14 protein-coding genes are annotated in these 15,049 nt (G+C 72.4%); 5 read left to right on the top strand and 9 right to left on the bottom strand.

Annotated elements, in window-relative coordinates; all coding sequences use genetic code 11:
• Window positions 1-73: 73 nt before the first annotated feature.
• Complete coding sequence (locus tag GTY47_RS19885) at window positions 74-520, bottom strand: MarR family transcriptional regulator (RefSeq protein ID WP_010048552.1); 447 nt, start codon at window positions 518-520, stop codon at window positions 74-76.
• 118 nt (window positions 521-638) lie between these two features.
• On the opposite strand from GTY47_RS19885, the gene GTY47_RS19880 reads away from it, so the two are divergent.
• Window positions 639-1,661 (top strand): NADP-dependent oxidoreductase, encoded by a 1,023-nt coding sequence (locus GTY47_RS19880; protein ID WP_010048551.1) that lies wholly within the window; start codon window positions 639-641, stop codon window positions 1,659-1,661.
• Between the two features lie 94 nt (window positions 1,662-1,755).
• On the top strand, window positions 1,756-2,175 hold the full coding sequence (locus GTY47_RS19875; RefSeq protein ID WP_010048549.1) for an organic hydroperoxide resistance protein: 420 nt from the start codon (window positions 1,756-1,758) through the stop codon (window positions 2,173-2,175).
• Between the two features lie 67 nt (window positions 2,176-2,242).
• On the opposite strand, the gene GTY47_RS19870 is transcribed toward GTY47_RS19875, so the two are convergent.
• Window positions 2,243-3,388 carry an EstA family serine hydrolase gene (locus tag GTY47_RS19870; RefSeq protein ID WP_010048548.1) on the bottom strand — a complete coding sequence of 382 codons (1,146 nt, stop codon included), beginning with the start codon at window positions 3,386-3,388 and terminating at the stop codon, window positions 2,243-2,245.
• A complete protein-coding gene (locus tag GTY47_RS19865; RefSeq protein WP_010048547.1) occupies window positions 3,385-5,964 on the bottom strand; it encodes a M14 family zinc carboxypeptidase in 2,580 nt (859 codons plus the stop codon). The genes GTY47_RS19870 and GTY47_RS19865 overlap by 4 nt, the downstream gene beginning before the upstream one ends.
• 177 nt (window positions 5,965-6,141) lie before the next feature.
• Here GTY47_RS19865 and GTY47_RS19860 point away from each other — a divergent pair, with 177 nt between their 5' ends.
• Window positions 6,142-6,969: an EI24 domain-containing protein gene (locus GTY47_RS19860; RefSeq protein ID WP_010048546.1), complete on the top strand. Its 828-nt coding sequence runs from the start codon at window positions 6,142-6,144 to the stop codon at window positions 6,967-6,969.
• Here GTY47_RS19860 and GTY47_RS19855 read toward each other — a convergent pair.
• The 3 genes from GTY47_RS19855 to GTY47_RS19845 all read right to left on the bottom strand — a co-directional run bounded on the left by GTY47_RS19855 (window position 6,920) and on the right by GTY47_RS19845 (window position 9,629).
• Window positions 6,920-8,155, bottom strand: coding sequence for a hypothetical protein (locus GTY47_RS19855; RefSeq protein WP_010048545.1), 1,236 nt, complete (start codon window positions 8,153-8,155; stop codon window positions 6,920-6,922). The genes GTY47_RS19860 and GTY47_RS19855 overlap by 50 nt on opposite strands.
• Before the next feature lie 140 nt (window positions 8,156-8,295).
• The gene (locus GTY47_RS19850) at window positions 8,296-9,141 is read right to left on the bottom strand and encodes a cytochrome c oxidase assembly protein (RefSeq protein ID WP_010048544.1); all 846 of its coding nucleotides are present in this window, start codon (window positions 9,139-9,141) and stop codon (window positions 8,296-8,298) included.
• The gene (locus tag GTY47_RS19845; protein WP_010048543.1) at window positions 9,138-9,629 is read right to left on the bottom strand and encodes a DUF2243 domain-containing protein; all 492 of its coding nucleotides are present in this window, start codon (window positions 9,627-9,629) and stop codon (window positions 9,138-9,140) included. The genes GTY47_RS19850 and GTY47_RS19845 overlap by 4 nt, the downstream gene beginning before the upstream one ends.
• A gap of 142 nt (window positions 9,630-9,771) precedes the next feature.
• On the opposite strand from GTY47_RS19845, the gene GTY47_RS19840 reads away from it, so the two are divergent.
• Window positions 9,772-10,308, top strand: a complete 537-nt coding sequence (locus GTY47_RS19840; RefSeq protein WP_010048542.1) for a hypothetical protein — start codon at window positions 9,772-9,774, stop codon at window positions 10,306-10,308.
• A gap of 41 nt (window positions 10,309-10,349) precedes the next feature.
• Here GTY47_RS19840 and GTY47_RS19835 read toward each other — a convergent pair whose 3' ends face one another.
• Window positions 10,350-10,931, bottom strand: a complete 582-nt coding sequence (locus GTY47_RS19835) for a TetR/AcrR family transcriptional regulator (protein ID WP_010048540.1) — start codon at window positions 10,929-10,931, stop codon at window positions 10,350-10,352.
• A 63-nt stretch (window positions 10,932-10,994) separates the two neighbouring features.
• Here GTY47_RS19835 and GTY47_RS19830 point away from each other — a divergent pair, with 63 nt between their 5' ends.
• On the top strand, window positions 10,995-13,493 hold the full coding sequence (locus GTY47_RS19830) for a glycoside hydrolase family 3 C-terminal domain-containing protein (protein ID WP_202458455.1): 2,499 nt from the start codon (window positions 10,995-10,997) through the stop codon (window positions 13,491-13,493).
• An 84-nt stretch (window positions 13,494-13,577) separates the two neighbouring features.
• Here the strand turns inward: GTY47_RS19830 and GTY47_RS19825 are convergent, their stop codons facing one another.
• Together GTY47_RS19825 and GTY47_RS19820 are read right to left on the bottom strand one after the other, a co-directional pair.
• Window positions 13,578-14,549, bottom strand: coding sequence for an aldose epimerase family protein (locus GTY47_RS19825; protein ID WP_010048537.1), 972 nt, complete (start codon window positions 14,547-14,549; stop codon window positions 13,578-13,580).
• A gap of 26 nt (window positions 14,550-14,575) precedes the next feature.
• Window positions 14,576-15,049 (bottom strand): SGNH/GDSL hydrolase family protein (locus GTY47_RS19820; RefSeq protein WP_010048536.1); only part of this gene is annotated, 474 nt, incomplete at its 5' end.

The raw sequence follows: 15,049 nt of genomic DNA, 5'->3' as shown, positions 1-15,049 counted from the left end.
CCGCCGGGTTGCGGACCCACCCGGCCTCAGCGGCTACGCCGAGCACCCCGCAGCGTCCGGCACCACCCCGACCTCACCCCAGCATCCCCCGCAACGCATCCCGCAAAGCCACCCTCTCCCCCTCGGAGAGACCGGCAAGCGGTTCCCGGGCGAACCGCAGCGACTCCCGCAGGCTCCGGGCCACCCGCCGCCCCTCACCCGTCGCCGCCGCCACCTTCACCCTCCGATCCGCGGGATCCGGCCGCCGCTCCACCAGCCCCCGCGCCTCCAGCCGGTCCACGATCCCCGTGACGTTCGACGGCTCGCACTTCAGCCGCTGGGCAAGCCTCCGCATCGGCAGCGGCTCGAGGCACAGCAGACTCAGCAACCGCGCCTGCGCCCCGGTCAGCGCATGTTCCGCCGCCGCCTCCTCGTAGTCCTCATGGAACCGCGCCACGACCTCCCCGATGAGCTCGACGACCTCAAGGGTCAGCGGATCGGGGCGGTGGCTGTTCCGGGAGGCGGATGTGGTGGAGGCCATGCAATCGAGGGTACCCGGTTATTTGACAACCTGAAATTTTCAGGAGCATGGTTGTTTCAGGTACTGAAACATTTGCACCGAGCCGATCGAGCCAACCGAGTCAGTGGAAAGGCGCACCATGACCGACACCTCCACCCTCCCCGCCGTCAGCCGCGAGTGGCACCTGGTCAGCCGCCCCGTCGGATGGCCGAAGCCCGAGGACTTCGCCTTCGTCGAGGCTGAGGTGCCGCAGCCGGGTGAGGGGCAGGTCCTCGTGCGGAACAAGTACCTCTCTGTGGACCCGTACATGCGCGGCCGTATGAGCGACGCGAAGTCCTACGTCGCCCCCTTCGAGCTGGGCAAGGTCATGCAGGGCGGTGCCGTCGGCGAGGTCGTGGCCTCGAACGCCGAGGGGCTGTCCGTCGGGGATCACGTGCTGCACTTCTTCGGGTGGCGTGAGTACGCGGTCGTCGGCGCGAAGAACGCCGTCAAGGTGGACCCGGACGCCGCGCCGCTGTCGACGTACCTCGGCGTGCTGGGCATGACCGGCCTCACCGCCTACGCGGGCCTGCTGCGCACCGCCGCCTTCAAGGAGGGCGACACCGTCTTCGTGTCCGGTGCCGCCGGCGCCGTGGGCGGTCAGGTCGGGCAGATCGCCAAGCTGAAGGGCGCCTCCCGGGTCATCGGCTCCGCCGGGTCGGACGAGAAGGTGAAGCTCCTCGTGGAGGAGTACGGCTTCGACGCCGCCTTCAACTACAAGGACGGCCCCGTGGGCAAGCAGCTGCGCGCCGCGGCTCCCGACGGGATCGACGTGTACTTCGACAATGTCGGTGGTGATCACCTGGAGGCCGCCATCGGGTCCCTCAACGAGGGCGGGCGGATCGCCGTCTGCGGGATGATCTCCGTGTACAACAACACCGAGCCCGCCCCGGGTCCGAGGAACCTCGCCCGCCTGATCGCCACCCGCGGCCGTATCGAGGGCTTCCTGGTCGGGGACCACTACGACCTTCAGCCGCAGTTCGTGCAGGAGGTCGCCCCCTGGGTCGCCTCCGGTGAGCTGAAGTACCGGGAGACCGTCGTCGAGGGCATCGAGAACAACCTCGAGGCGTTCCTCGGTGTGCTGCGCGGCGACAACACCGGGAAGATGATCGTCAAGCTCTGACACCTTCTGATGGTTTCCGGCATGCGGTAAGTTCTTTCCGAATCCGCTCGGCCCGGGCGCGAGCCGCGGCGGACGACCGAAGGAACACAACCGCATGCCCATCCAGCAGTCCGACGTCCTGTACACCGCCGTCGCCACCGCCGAGGGCGGGCGCGACGGACGGGTCGCCACCGACGACGGCAAGCTCGACGTCGTCGTCAACCCGCCGAAGGAGATGGGCGGCAGTGGCGCCGGGACCAACCCGGAGCAGCTGTTCGCCGCCGGCTACAGCGCCTGTTTCCAGGGTGCTCTCGGCGTCGTCGCACGTCAGGAGGGGGCCGACCTCACCGGGGCGACCGTCACCGCGAAGGTCGGCCTCGGGAAGAACGGGGACGGTTTCGGGATCATCGTGGAGATCTCCGCCGACATTCCCAAGGTGGACCGGGGCACCGCGCGCTCGCTCATCGAGAAGGCCCACGGCGTGTGTCCCTACTCGAAGGCGACCCGCGGGAACATCACCGTGACGCTGGTCTGACCGCCGTCGTTGCGTACGCGGAGGCCGCACCCTTGGACGTGGGGTGCGGCCTCCGTCCGTGCCCGGCTCAGAGGGCGAGGGCCGCCCTGTGGATCGCCCGCGCCAGACGGTCGTTCTCCGGGGCCGCGCCGCCCGGGAAGGCGAAACGGCGGCGCGTGTAGCCGTACGCGAGTCCGCTCCACGGGTCCGCGAAGGCCTGCGAGCCGTTCGCGCCGCTGTGCCCGATCGTCCCGGCGCCGAGGAACGGGTGCCACGCGTCGGCCGTGGTCTGGAAGCCGAGGCCGAACGACTTGTGGGCACGTGCCACCAGGTCGTAACCGACCGAGTGGAACTGGCCGAACTCCGCCACGGTGTCCGGCTTCAGCAGCGGCGCCCGCTGGCCCACCTCGCTGATCGCCGCCGCGTACATCCCGGCCAGCCCCCGCGCGGACGCCACCGCGCCCACCGACGCCGGGCCCTTGGCGCGGACCAGCGGCATGTTGGGCAGCGAGGCGAGGTCGGTGGGTTCCGCGGCGTGGCGGTTGAAGGCGATCGAGGTGAGCGTGTGCGGACCCGTCGGCGTGGCGTCGAGGAGGGCCTGCTGGTCCGGGGTCGGGGCCATCGGCTGGGTGGTGCGGAAACGGGGCTCGTGGGGCGCGGGCAGGCCGAGGTGGAAGTCCAGGGCGTAGGGGGTCCTGATCCGCTCCTGGTAGACCTCCTGGAGCGTGCGGCCCGTGGCCCGGCGTACCACCTCGCCCACCAGGGCCCCGCTGACCAGCGCGTGACAGCCGAACGCCGTGCCGGGGCGCCAGAACGGCCGCTGGTCGGCGAGGCGTTCGGCGAGCTGGCGGTCGTCGGCCAGCTCCGCGAGGGTGAAGCCGGTGTCCGTGCCGACCACGCCCGCCCGGTGCGCGAGCAGGTCGCGCAGGGTCAGGGCGCCCTTGCCCTCGGCCGCGAACTCCGGCCAGTAGTACGTCACCTTGCGGTCCAGTTCGAGCGTGCCGTCCTGGACGAGGAGCGCGACGACCAGGTAGGCGGCGCCCTTGGTGGACGAGAACACGCCGTAGAGGGCGTCCGCGTCGGTCCCCGCCCACAGGTCGACGACCTTGCGGCCGTGGACGTAGGCGCACAGCTGGCCCTCGTAGTCGGGGCGCTCCCCGGCCACGAACGCGGCGAACTCCTCGCGCACCCCCTGGAAGCCGTCGGCCACCGTGCCGTGGATCTCCTGCGTCATCCGCTCTCCTCACCTGAACCGCTGTGTGCCACTGTGAACAAGGCCCTCGCCACCTGTGGGAATTGTCCCTTGGGATGATCTCGGAAGAGTGGTTCGGTGCCGAACAGGACCGTCCGGCCGCCGCTGACCACCGAGGCCTGTCCCGCTGCCGCCGCGGGACCGCCGGTGCCGTCCTGCAGCGGGCGCCAGTGCCCGGAGACGAGCGGATTCCCGGTCGCGTACGACTGCTCCACCCGCACGCCCGGGCCCAGGCCGGTGAACCACAGGGGGGCGTAGACGAAGGCGTGCGCGGGAGCGTCGAGCGTGACGCGGCCCGTGTTCGCCGTTCGTACGACCCCGTTGGCGTCGGTGTCGCCCTCGACCGGTGTGACGGCCAGCCGGCCCGCCGCCGCGTTCAGGGCCGCTCCCGTCGCTCCCCGGCCGACCAGGCCGTGGTCGTCGAGGAAGGCGTCCAGGGCCCTGCGGGCGGAGGCGGTCAGGGCGGCGTGGTCCAGGCCGGCGGACACGAACAGCACGTCCGAGCCGGACCAGTCGAAGCCCCCGTTCAGGACGGCCGTCGAGACCGGCGTGACGTCGAAGTCCATCTCCCGCAGGGCGAACAGCTCACCGGGCGTGACGGCGGCGGCGACCCGGAGGCGGTGCAGGGGCGTGCCACCGGTGAGCCGCGTGGCCGTGAAGGAGACGTCGTGCGTACGGGCTGCCGCGACCGCCTCGCGGCGGGCCGACGCCGGGACGATCGCGCTGCCGTCCGGCCCCTGGCGCACCTCAACGCCTTGCCGGAGGAGGGAGTTGAGGGCCGCGATCTCGCGCGGGTCGGTCAGGCGCAGGCGGAGGTTGCCGCCGGCCGCCGTGCGGGCGACGGGGGCCGCCTCGGTGACCGGGCGCAGGGGCGCGCCCCGCAGGCTGCCCGACGGCACCCGTTCGACCGTGGCGCCCCACAGGCGGCCCAGGCTCCAGCCCGAGATGTCGTACATCACCGACACCCTGCCGCTGATGTCCCGCCCGTCGGCCAGCAGCACGTTCGCCATGCCGCGCTTGGGCTGGTGCAGGTCGACGACGTACGAGCCCTCGGGGTACGTCCGTCCGGCGAGCCGGAAGGGGCGGTCGGCGCGGGTGACGCGGACGTCGTTGGCGAGGAGGTGGTCGACGAGGCGGGCCGCTGCCGGGGCCGAGCGCTGGGTGCGGGAGTCGCCGGACGGGATGACGTAGGCGCGCGGGAACGTGGTCGTGTAGACGTCCTCCGGGCCGATGCCGGGGACGCCGGGGACCGTCCGCGGTGACACCGGCACCTGCGGGGCGCCGGCCGCGCCGCGGCGGAAGACCTCGATCTGGTCGGCGACGAGTGAGGTGCGGTGCTCCCGGACGTGGCCCAGGGTCGCGCGGATCGCCGCGCCCGCCACGGCCGTGTTGACCGCCGAGCGGCGGCGCAGCTCCGGGACGGGCAGTTCGTCGTACTCCTCGTTGTTCACCGCCAGCGGGATCTCCACCGTGTGCGCGGCGACCGTGCCGTGGAAGGCCGCGTACTGCGGGGTGAAGACCGGCGGCCAGTCGTCCCAGCCCTCCTCCTGGTCGCGGAACGGGATCTGGGCCGGTTCCACGCCGTCCTTCGCGGGCGTGTAGCCGAGGGCGTTGACCGCGGACTCCATGCCGAGGGCATTGGCGTAGGTGTTCTTCAGGAAGAGGTCGTACTCGTAATTCTCGCCGTGCGGGGGCGTGGTGGGTTCGATGAGGGTGCCGTTGACGTAGCCGTGCAGGTCCAGCAGGACGGCCGGCTGCTTGTCCAGCTCGATCTGCCGCATCGCGCGGGTCTCGGGCTGGGAGGCGGTGACGAAGTCGCGGTTCAGGTCGAAGCCGTTCGCGTTGGCGCGGGTGCCGGCGATACGGCCGTCCGGGTTGGCCGTGATGTTGAAGTACAGGCGGCTGTGCGCCAGGAGGTCGCGCGTCTCGGCGTCCTTCGCCGTCGCGAGCTGCTCGACGATCTTCAGGGAGGCGTCGGTGCCCTCCCACTCGTTGCCGTGGATGTTGCTGTTGACGAAGACGGGGGTCTTGTAACCGTGCTTGATCTCGCGGGACTTCGCGGCCGCCGCGGGCGCGTTCTCGATCAGCTCGCGCATGCGCTCCTGTGCGAGGGCCTGGCGGGTGGTCTCCGGGGCGGTGACGGTGACGAGGTAGAGGCGGTGGCCGCCGGCCGAGCGGCCGGTCACCTCCACGCTCACCCGGTCGCCGAGGCGTTGCAGGGCGTTCAGCTTCGGGGCGATCGCGTGGTACGGAGTGAGGCCCAGCTTCAGGGACTTGTCGCCGGGGTTCTCCGGGTCGGGGGAGAGGACCTGGCGGCGGGGGTAGCCGCGGACGGGCGTCGCGGTGGACGTGCCGCTAGGGGTGTCCGCGGTCAGTGCGCGCCGGGCCGCGCTCGCGGGAGCCTGTGCCGCGTGGTCGTCCACGGCGGCGCCCTCGCGGGTGACGGGCTTCGGGTCCGCGCCGGCGGCGTCGGGGCCGAGCAGGAGTGAACCCGCCGTGGCGAGGGTGAGGGTGACGATCAGTACAGGTCTCGCAGGAACGGTTCTCGTGGTGCGCACGCGTACCTCCTGAGGGGCTTCCTGAGATCGGTACGGCGAGGTGTACCGGTTCGACTCAACGGCAACAAGGCCGCCTTGGTGTCACCGATGACCCGGATGGCCCCTCCCGGGCGGCTGTGACACCGGTGTGACCGGAGCGCGTCAAGGGCGCGACACCAGCACCGATAGGGTTTTCCCATGCGCGATCTCGGGGTGGGTTTCCGGTACCTGCTGAAGGGCCAGCGATGGGTGGCCCGGCACGGCAGGAGTTACGGTTTCGGGCTGCTCCCGGGCCTGATCACCCTCGTGCTGTACGCGGCGGCGCTCGTCGCGCTGGCGCTGTGGGGCGAGGACGCCGTCGCCTGGGCGACCCCGTTCGCCGACGACTGGTCGAGCCCGTGGCTCGGGCTCTTCCGCGGCTTCCTGACCGCCGTGCTGTTCGCCCTCGCCCTGCTCCTCGCCGTGGTGACGTTCACCGCGGCGACGCTGCTGATCGGGCAGCCCTTCTACGAGACCCTCTCCGAGAAGGTCGACCGGGACGTGTCCCCGGACGGCCACGCCCCCGAGTCGGGCCTGCCGCTGTGGCGGGAGTTGTGGATCTCCGCCCGGGACAGCCTCCGGATCGTCGTACGGGCCGCCCTGTGGGGCGTGTTGCTGTTCGCGTGCGGTTTCATCCCCGTCGTCGGCCAGACGGCCGTACCGGTGATCGGGTGCATCGTCACCGGTTTCTTCCTCACCGAGGAACTGACGGCCGTCGCCCTCCAGCGCCGTGGCGTCGAACTGCGCACCCGCCTCGGCCTGCTCCGCTCCCGCAAGACCCTCGTCTGGGGCTTCGGCACGCCGCTGGCCGTGGCCTTCCTGGTCCCGTTCGTCGCGGTGTTCCTGATGCCGGGCGCGGTCGCCGGCGGCACCCTCATGGCGCGGGAACTGCTGGGCGAGGAGATCCAGGAGGACGGCGCGGAGGGCGACGGAGCCGTCACGACTCCTCCGCGGCCACCCTCAGGATCGTCCTCACCTGCGCGATGATGTCCAGCCGGTTCCGCACGAACTCCGGGTCGGTGACCTCGGTGGTGTTACCGGCGCCGAACTGGAGCACGGGCGTGTGCACATGCCCGCCCGGCAGGACGTCGTGCAGCCCCAGTCGGTCCCGCAGCAGCGTGGCCCGGTAGGCGATCTCGTTGGAGAGGTAGTCACCACCGCCGCCCGCGCGAGCGGTCGAGCCGGGGGTCGGCCCGTCCGGGCGGACGACGGGCTCCGTGCCGCCCGCCGGGATCTCCGTGACGCCGGTGTTGTCGTACACCGGGAAACGGCCGGTGTCCGCGGCGACGATCGCCCGGTACGGCAGCGTGGTCGTCGTCCACTGCGGCTGGGAGGCGGGGTCGCTGACGGGTACGGTCTCGGTGCGGCCGATGTTCTCGTTGTCCCCGAAGCCGCCGCGCCAGGCCCCGTTGGTCCGCTCGATGTCGAACCGGCCCACGCGGCCCTGGCTCACGGTCGTGAACAGGTCGACCTTCGGCAGGTACGGCCGCAGCGTCCGCTCCACCGTCCCTTCCGTGAAGTCCTGCCAGCGCACCGGGAACACGACCGTCTCGATCCGGGCCGGGCCGTCCGCCGTCTCGATCACGGTGCCGTCGAGGGCGAGCGCGGTGGCGCCGGACGGGTTGGAGATACGGATGTCCCGGTCCAGGGTGAACGGATCGAAGCCGGTGAGCAGGATGCGCTTCAGGCCCTTGCCGTGTGGGTAGCCGATGACCGTCTGGCCGCGCGAGGTGCGCTCCAGCTCGTCCAGCAGCGCGGCCCGCTGCCCGTCCGTCAGATCGAACTGCGGCTCCCAGGTGCGCACTTCGCGCGTCATGCCGAGCCGCGCCCAGTACAGCGGCCGGTCGTCGTCCCGGCTGAGGTCTCCGCCGACGGGGCCGCGCCCCTGCGCCCGGTCGACGGCCCGCCGCCACAACTGCGAGCCCTCGCGGGCCACCGCCCGGCGGGCCTCCCCGTAGGAGCGGGCCGCATCGAGCGCCCGGGCCAACCTCGGTGCGAGGGTGTCGAATCCGGAGCGCCGCAGGATCTCCTGCGGGACGGCCCTGTCGAGCCGCCGTTCCTCGACGGTGGGGGAGGGGGCCGCCGCCTCGGCGGCGCTCGCGGCCGTCGGGGTGCTGAAGCCGGTCAGCAGGGCCAGACCGAGGACGCCTATCCGGATACGCAGGGAATTCAAGGCAGTTCGGGCCTTCCGTCGCAGTGGGGTGCGCTGAGTGGTGCCGGACGGCCGCAGTATCGCGTGACGGAAGTGGCCCACGCCATGGGCGGGCTCAGGTGCGTCACACCGAGCCCGGCGGCCCTCACCGGGCGGGGGCCTCAGGGCCCGGCCGGCGCCCGGGTCACAGCGTGCTGCCTCACGTGCCGGTCCGCCCGGTGCCGCCGCGTCCGGGCACGGCCGGAAGCCGCGTACCAGGAGCCGGCCAGGACGATGGCGAGCGCTGCTTCGACCAGATCGCCGCCGTAGTACATGACCTGGGCTCCGGTGTGCAGGTCGGCGGCGGTGAAGCTGGTGCCGGGAGGCCCGGCCGCATACATGCTCTTGGCGAGCACGGCGTGCGCGGCGCCGGCGGCCAGCAGGGCCGCCCCGCGCACCGCAAGGCTCCAGCGGCGGTGCACCGGATCGAGCCGGCAGACGGCGAAGGTGAACAGCAGTCCGGCGGCCAGGACGTGGGTGTGGACCAGGGCGTGCAGCCACGGCACGTGCTGCTGCGTGGCGAACAGCCCGGTGCGGTACAGAAGCCAAAGCCCTCCGGCATCCAGCAGGGCCGCCAGCGGAGGGAAGAGGAGCCGGCCCGCCCAACGGGAGTGCGCCAGGGCCAGCAGCCCTCTGCGCCCTGCACCGGGGGCCAGGGCACGCAGGACCAGGGTCAGAGGACGGGCGAGGACGAGCAGCAACGGGGTCGCCATGCCGACGATCAGGTGCTGCACCATGTGGGCGGTGAAGGGACCGCCCGGCAGTGAGCCCACCGCCGCCCAGGCCAGGGCCGCGCTGCCGGTGGTGAACGACGCATCGCGCCACCAGGGCCAGGCGTCCCCGCGGCGCCGCAAGCGGGCCGCGGCCGACGCGTAGAGGACGGTCGCCGACAGGGAGGCCGCCGCGGTGACCAGCCCTGCCAGGCCAGGGTCCGTGCCCGTGCCGGGGTGCGCGTGCGCGAGGATCACGATGCCGCGCCGGTCCGATTGCGGCGGGCCGCACGGATGGCCAGTGCCACGCCGATCAGCAGCAGGACCAGGCCGCCGAGGTTCCACGCCCAGTCATAGGGGGTGACGTCCACGCCGTAGCGGATCTGGTGCAGGCGCAGCAGCTTGTGGTCCACGATTCCGTCGCAGAGCTGGAAGATCCCCAGGCCCAGGAAGAATCCGGCCCAGGCGTGGGCCGGAGCCAGGGTGCGGCGGCGCCGCAGATCGGCGAGGACGAAGAACCCGGCGACCAGGGCCAGCAGCTCGGCGGTGTGCAGCAGCCCGTCCGACAGCAGCCCCACGTTGAGGGTGGAGCGGTCGTAGAAGTGGTGCCAGCCCAGAATCTGGTGGAAGACGATCTCGTCGACGGCGGCCATCAGCGCGGCTCCGATCACTCCGCACACGACCATCGACCTGCGCTGCTCAGGCCGCGCGGTGTGGACCGCCGACGGGTGGGCCGGTGCGTTCATGTGCCTGCCTTCCTGACACGGACGCGTCTGCTGCCGTACGTCTACCCCCTCGCACCGGCCGCGTTCCCGCCGGGCACGGCATCCGGGTGAGCCCGCCCGGCGGCCCGGGTCAAGGTGCCGGCCAGCGGGTACCCGCAACGGCATGATCAAGCGCGCGCTGTGGCAGGGACTGATCGCCGGCACCGCCGGAGGCGTCGTGATGACCCTCGGCGAGAAACTCGAACAGGCCATCACCAAACGGCCCGGCTCCCACGTGCCCGCCCGGGTCCTCCAGCGCCTGACCGGCCTGCCCGAACACCCGGGGAAGCAGCCTTTGCCGGTGAACTGGACCATGCACTTCGGCCAAGCGGCCCTCCTCGGCGTGCTGCGCTCGCTCATGGCCCAGGCCGGACTGCGCGGACCGGTCGCCTCGGCGAAGTTCACCGTCGTGCGCCTCACCAACGACCAGATCCTCGAAAACGCCACCGGCGTCGGCGCCCCGCCGCCCAGCTGGCCCCGCAAGGAACTCGTCATCGACGTACTGCACAAGGCCGTCTACGCCTTCGCCACCGGGGCGGTCGCCGACGCCCTCGCCGCACGGAGCGCCGGCCCCGGCCCCGGACAACGCCACGCGGCCCTCCGTCCCGGCCGCCACGCCGACATCGGCCCCCTTCCCCGCAAGGACGCCCACGGCAGGTAGACCGGCTCGGTCGCGATCCCGGGGACCCGCCCGCCGGGCGTTCAGCCGGTGCTCTCGTCCAGCAGCGTCAGGAAGTCCCGGAACGCCGACGCCATGTCCACCGACTCCGGGTCCAGCAGCCACTGGTACTGCAGGCCGTCCAGGAGCGCCACCACCAGGGGTGCGGCACGCTCGGGGGTGAGGCCGCCCGGCAGGCGGTCGCCGTACTCGGCGCGCAGCACCTCGGCCATGCCGGCGCGCACCCCGACATAGCGCTCCGTGAAGTACGCCCGCGCCGGATGGTCCTCCGTGACGCTCTCGCCGAGCAGCGCCGCGAAGGTCTGGATGATGGCGGGCCGCATCGCGTTGTACTCGACCAGCGAGGCCAGCAGGTCCAGGCGCAGCCGGCCCGCGGGCATCGCGTCCCAGCGGTCCCGCTCCTGGAGCACCGCGACCAGCAGCGCCTCCTTCGTCGGGAAGTGGTGCAGCAGCCCCTGCTGGGTGAGCCCGACCCGCTCGGCGACCGCGGCCAGGCTCGCTCCGCGGTAGCCGCGTTCGGCGATCACCTCCAGAGCGGCCCGCACGATCTCCGCGCGCCGTTCCTCGCTTCTCGTCCTGGCCGTCATGGCGTCACCGTACGACATGACGAACCCTGATCATTGCGAGAAGGTAACGAAACCTACCGCATTACAGGTAACGCGGGCACGATGTCGGCATCCAGCGACTCTCGACGTGGAGGTGGCGACGTGGCGGAGACAGCAGACGCGGCGGAGACGGCGGAGGCACGGCGCGAGGCGGCGGTCGAGGCCGCCCTCGGCAAGCTCGACCTGGACGCCAAGGCGCGGCTGCTGGCCGGCCAGGACATGTGGAGCCTGCCCGCGCTGCCGGAGGCCGGACTGGCCTCCCTGGTCATGTCCGACGGCCCGATCGGCGTCCGCGGGGTGCACTGGAGCGCCGACGACCCGTCCGTCGCCCTGCCCTCACCGACCGCCCTCGCCGCCACCTGGGACCCCGAACTCGCCCACCGGGCCGGGGTGCTGCTGGCCCAGGAGGCCCGCCGCAAGGGCGTCCACGTCCTGCTCGCCCCCACGGTCAACCTGCACCGCTCCCCGCTCGGCGGCCGCCACTTCGAGGCCTACAGCGAGGACCCGTACCTCACGGGGCGGATCGGCACCGGGTACGTCCGGGGCGTCCAGTCCGGCGGCGTCGGCACCACCGTCAAGCACTTCGTCGCCAACGACGCCGAGACCGACCGCCTCACGGTGAACAACCTCGTCGGCGAACGCGCCCTGCGCGAGCTGTACCTGGCCCCCTTCGAGGCGATCGTCGAGAACGCCCACCCCTGGGGCGTCATGACCGCCTACAACACGGTCAACGGCACGACGATGACCGAGCACCACCACCTCGTCAACGAGGTCCTGCGCGGCGAGTGGGGCTTCGACGGGATCAACGTCTCCGACTGGACCGCCGCCCGCTCCACCACCGGCGCCCTCGCCGGCGGCCTCGACATCGCCATGCCCGGCCCGCAGACCGTCTACGGCGAGGCCCTCGCGCAGGCCGTACGGGACGGCCGGGCCGACGAGTCCCGGGTCGACGAGGCCGTCCGCCGCGTCCTGCGCCTCGCCGCCCGCGTCGGCATCCTGGAGGGCGCCGAACCGGCCGTCACCGACCTGCCCGCGCCCGTCCACGGCGAGTCGCTCGCCCGCGAGATCGCCCGCCGCTCCTTCGTCCTCGTCCGCAACGAGAACGGCGCGCTGCCGCTGAAGCCCGGCAGGATCGCGCTGATCGGCGCCGCCGCCCGCGACGCCCGCGTCCTCGGCGGCGGCTCCGCCACCGTCTTCCCCGCCCGGACCGTCTCCCCGCTCGACGGCCTCACCGCCGCCCTCCCCGACGGCAGCCTCACCCACGCCCTCGGCGCCGATCCGAACACCGAACTCCCCGTCGCCGACCAGGGCTTCGAACTGCGCGCCGTCTGCCGCGACAGCCAGGGCACCGTCATCGGCACCCGCTCCGCCCCCAGCGGCCACATCCAGTGGATGGGCGGCGACCTCCCGGACGGGGTCACCCACGAAACCCTGGCGGCCGTCGAGCTGACGGGCACCTTCACCCCGCGCGAGACCGGCACGCACACCTTCGGCATCAAGGGCCTCGGCCCCTTCAGGCTGACCGTCGCGGGCACCACGTACTTCGACGACGTCCAGCGCCCCGCCGAGGACGGCGACCCCTTCGCGGCGTTCTTCGGCGCCCCGGTGCCCCACGCCCGGGTCGAACTGACCACGGGCGAACCGGTCGAGGTATCCCTGACCTACACCGTCCCGCCGCTCGGCGACCACCCCATGCGGGTCATCGGCTTCACCCTCGCCCACCAGGACCCGCAGCGCGACCCCGACGAGCTGATCGCCGAGGCAGCCGCGGCCGCCCGGACCGCCGACACCGCCGTCGTCGTGGTCGCCACCACCGACCGCGTCGAGTCGGAGGGCTTCGACCGCACGGACCTGCGCCTCCCCGGCCGCCAGGACGACCTGGTCCGCGCCGTCGCCGCCGCCAACCCCGACACCGTCGTGGTCGTCAACTCCGGCTCCCCGGTGGAGATGCCGTGGCGCGACGACGTCGCCGCCGTGCTCCTCACCTGGTTCCCCGGACAGGAGGGCGGCGCGGCCCTCGCGGACGTCCTCACCGGCGCCCACGAGCCCGGCGGCCGCCTGCCCACCACCTGGGGCTCCCTGGCCGACGCCCCGGTCACCCAGGTCGTCCCGGCGGGCGGCGAACTCCGCTACGACGAGGACGTCTTCATCGGCTACCGCGCCTGGGAGCAGCAGGGCCGCACCCTCGCCTACCCCTTCGGCCACGGCCTCGGCTACACCGACTGGACCTACGAGTCGGTCGAGGTCGAAGGCACCGCCGACGGAACCACCGCGAAGGTCCGCCTCCGCAACACCGGCGACCGCCCCGGCCACGAGGTCGTCCAGCTCTACCTCGCCCCGAGCGAGCCCGACCCCACCCGCCCCGCACGCTGGCTGGCCGGTTTCGCGGGCGTGGACGCCGGACCCGGCGAGAGTGTCGAGGCGACCGTCGCACTGCCGCGCCGGGCCTTCGAGATCTGGGACGAGACGACCATGTCGTGGTCGTGTGTGAAGGGTTCGTACGAGATCCAGGTCGGGCGCTCGATCACGGACCGCAGGATCACCGCGACGATTAACGTCTGATCCGGGACGAGTTCCCCACCGAGCAGCCCCGGTCCGGGACCTGACCCCTGGACCGGGGCTCATGGTCCGCCCGGCCGCGAGCGCCTAGCGGATGCCGAACCCGTACACCGTCTCCGAGCAGTACACCTCACCCGGCCGCAGCACCGTGCCCGGGAACTCCGGCCGGTTGGGGGAGTCGGGGAAGCGCTGCGTCTCCAGCGCGATGCCGTCGCCGGGCGCGAAGGGCTCGCCCAGGTGGTCGGCGGTGTACAGCTGGAGTCCGGGCTCGGTGGTCGCCACCGTCAGCACCCGCCCGGACGCCGGGTCGTGCAGCTCCGCGACCTCGGCCGGAGCGTCCGTCACACCCTTGTCGAGCACGAAGTTGTGGTCGTAGCCGGCGCCCACCTTGCGCGCCTCGCGGAAGTCGAAGCGCGTGCCGGTCACGTCGTCCAGGCCGCCGGTCGGGATCAGATCCGCGTCCACCGGCGTGTACCGCGAGGCGGCCAGCCACAGCTCGTGACCGCCGGCGTCTCCGGAACCGGCCAGGTTGAAGTAGCTGTGGTTCGTCAGGTTCACCACGGTCGGCGCGTCCGTCACCGCCTGGTACGCGATCCGCAGCGCACCGCTCTCCTGGAGCGTGTACGTCGCCGAGACCTCCAGCCGACCCGGGAACCCCTCCTCCCCGTGCGGACTGACCCGCGCGAGCCGCACACCGTGCTCGACGGGCGTCCCCTCCCACACCCGCTTGTCGAAGCCACGCACTCCACCGTGCAACGCGTTCGGCCCGTCGTTCGGTTCGAGCGCGTACGTCCGCCCGTCCAGTGGGAACCGAGCACCGGCGATCCGGTTGGCGTACCGCCCGACCAGGGCGCCGAGGTACGGATCCGGGTGCGTGAGGTAGCCGTCGAGGTCGGGGAACCCCAGCACCACGTTCCCGGCCCGCCCGTCCCGGTCCGGCACCTCGACGGACTGCACGATTCCGCCGTACGACAGGATCCGCACCCGGACGCCCGCGCGCTCCAGGGTCCAGCGGTGCACCGGCGTGCCGTCGGAAAGTGTGCCGAAGAGTTCGTTCATGTGCGGAACTCTAAGTCAGGCCCGGGTCAGGGCCGCTCCGCCGTGACGGTCCGGTACGCGATCTCCGCCAACCGGGCCTGCCCGTTCACGCTCGGGTGGAAGTAGTCCCAACGGCTCAACTGGGCGGTGCCGAAGCGGTAGTCGTACACCGCGCCGCCGTCGTAGCGGCACCGCTCGTCCTTGGCGCAGACCTCCTTCAGGACCTTGTTGTAGTCCTCCACCCGCTTCTGCACCGTGTTCCGCCGCAGATTCGCCGTCGAGTCCACGGCGTCCGCGTCACCCAGCATCGACGGGCAGATGCCCAGCTGCCAGACCTGCTTGCCCAGCGGGCTGGTGCGCCCTTGTGACCACAGCCGCTTCAGGTTCGGCACGCTGGCCACGAACACCTGGGCCTTGGGCAGGGCCTTGCGCAGGGTGCGCAGGGAGTCCTCGAAGTCGGCGCGGAACTCGGAGACCGGGGTCATCGCCGAGGGGGTGGCCCGGCAGGCGTCGTTCGCCCC

The sequence above is a fragment of the Streptomyces sp. SID5464 genome (assembly GCF_009862985.1).
Taxonomy (GTDB): Bacteria; Actinomycetota; Actinomycetes; order Streptomycetales; family Streptomycetaceae; genus Streptomyces; species Streptomyces chartreusis_D.
This window is presented reverse-complemented; position numbering and strand designations above follow the sequence as displayed.

What these genes read in the sequence shown, in the direction of transcription:
- GTY47_RS19870 (WP_010048548.1), bottom strand. Translation starts at nt 3,388, where the DNA reads ATGACGCAGGAGATCCACGGCACGGTGGCCGACGGCTTCCAGGGGGTG.
- GTY47_RS19875 (WP_010048549.1), top strand. Translation starts at nt 1,756, where the DNA reads ATGCCCATCCAGCAGTCCGACGTCCTGTACACCGCCGTCGCCACCGCC.
- GTY47_RS19835 (WP_010048540.1), bottom strand. Translation starts at nt 10,931, where the DNA reads ATGTCGTACGGTGACGCCATGACGGCCAGGACGAGAAGCGAGGAACGG.
- GTY47_RS19830 (WP_202458455.1), top strand. Translation starts at nt 10,995, where the DNA reads ATGTCGGCATCCAGCGACTCTCGACGTGGAGGTGGCGACGTGGCGGAG.
- GTY47_RS19825 (WP_010048537.1), bottom strand. Translation starts at nt 14,549, where the DNA reads ATGAACGAACTCTTCGGCACACTTTCCGACGGCACGCCGGTGCACCGC.
- GTY47_RS19840 (WP_010048542.1), top strand. Translation starts at nt 9,772, where the DNA reads ATGATCAAGCGCGCGCTGTGGCAGGGACTGATCGCCGGCACCGCCGGA.
- GTY47_RS19880 (WP_010048551.1), top strand. Translation starts at nt 639, where the DNA reads ATGACCGACACCTCCACCCTCCCCGCCGTCAGCCGCGAGTGGCACCTG.
- GTY47_RS19885 (WP_010048552.1), bottom strand. Translation starts at nt 520, where the DNA reads ATGGCCTCCACCACATCCGCCTCCCGGAACAGCCACCGCCCCGATCCG.
- GTY47_RS19845 (WP_010048543.1), bottom strand. Translation starts at nt 9,629, where the DNA reads ATGAACGCACCGGCCCACCCGTCGGCGGTCCACACCGCGCGGCCTGAG.
- GTY47_RS19860 (WP_010048546.1), top strand. Translation starts at nt 6,142, where the DNA reads ATGCGCGATCTCGGGGTGGGTTTCCGGTACCTGCTGAAGGGCCAGCGA.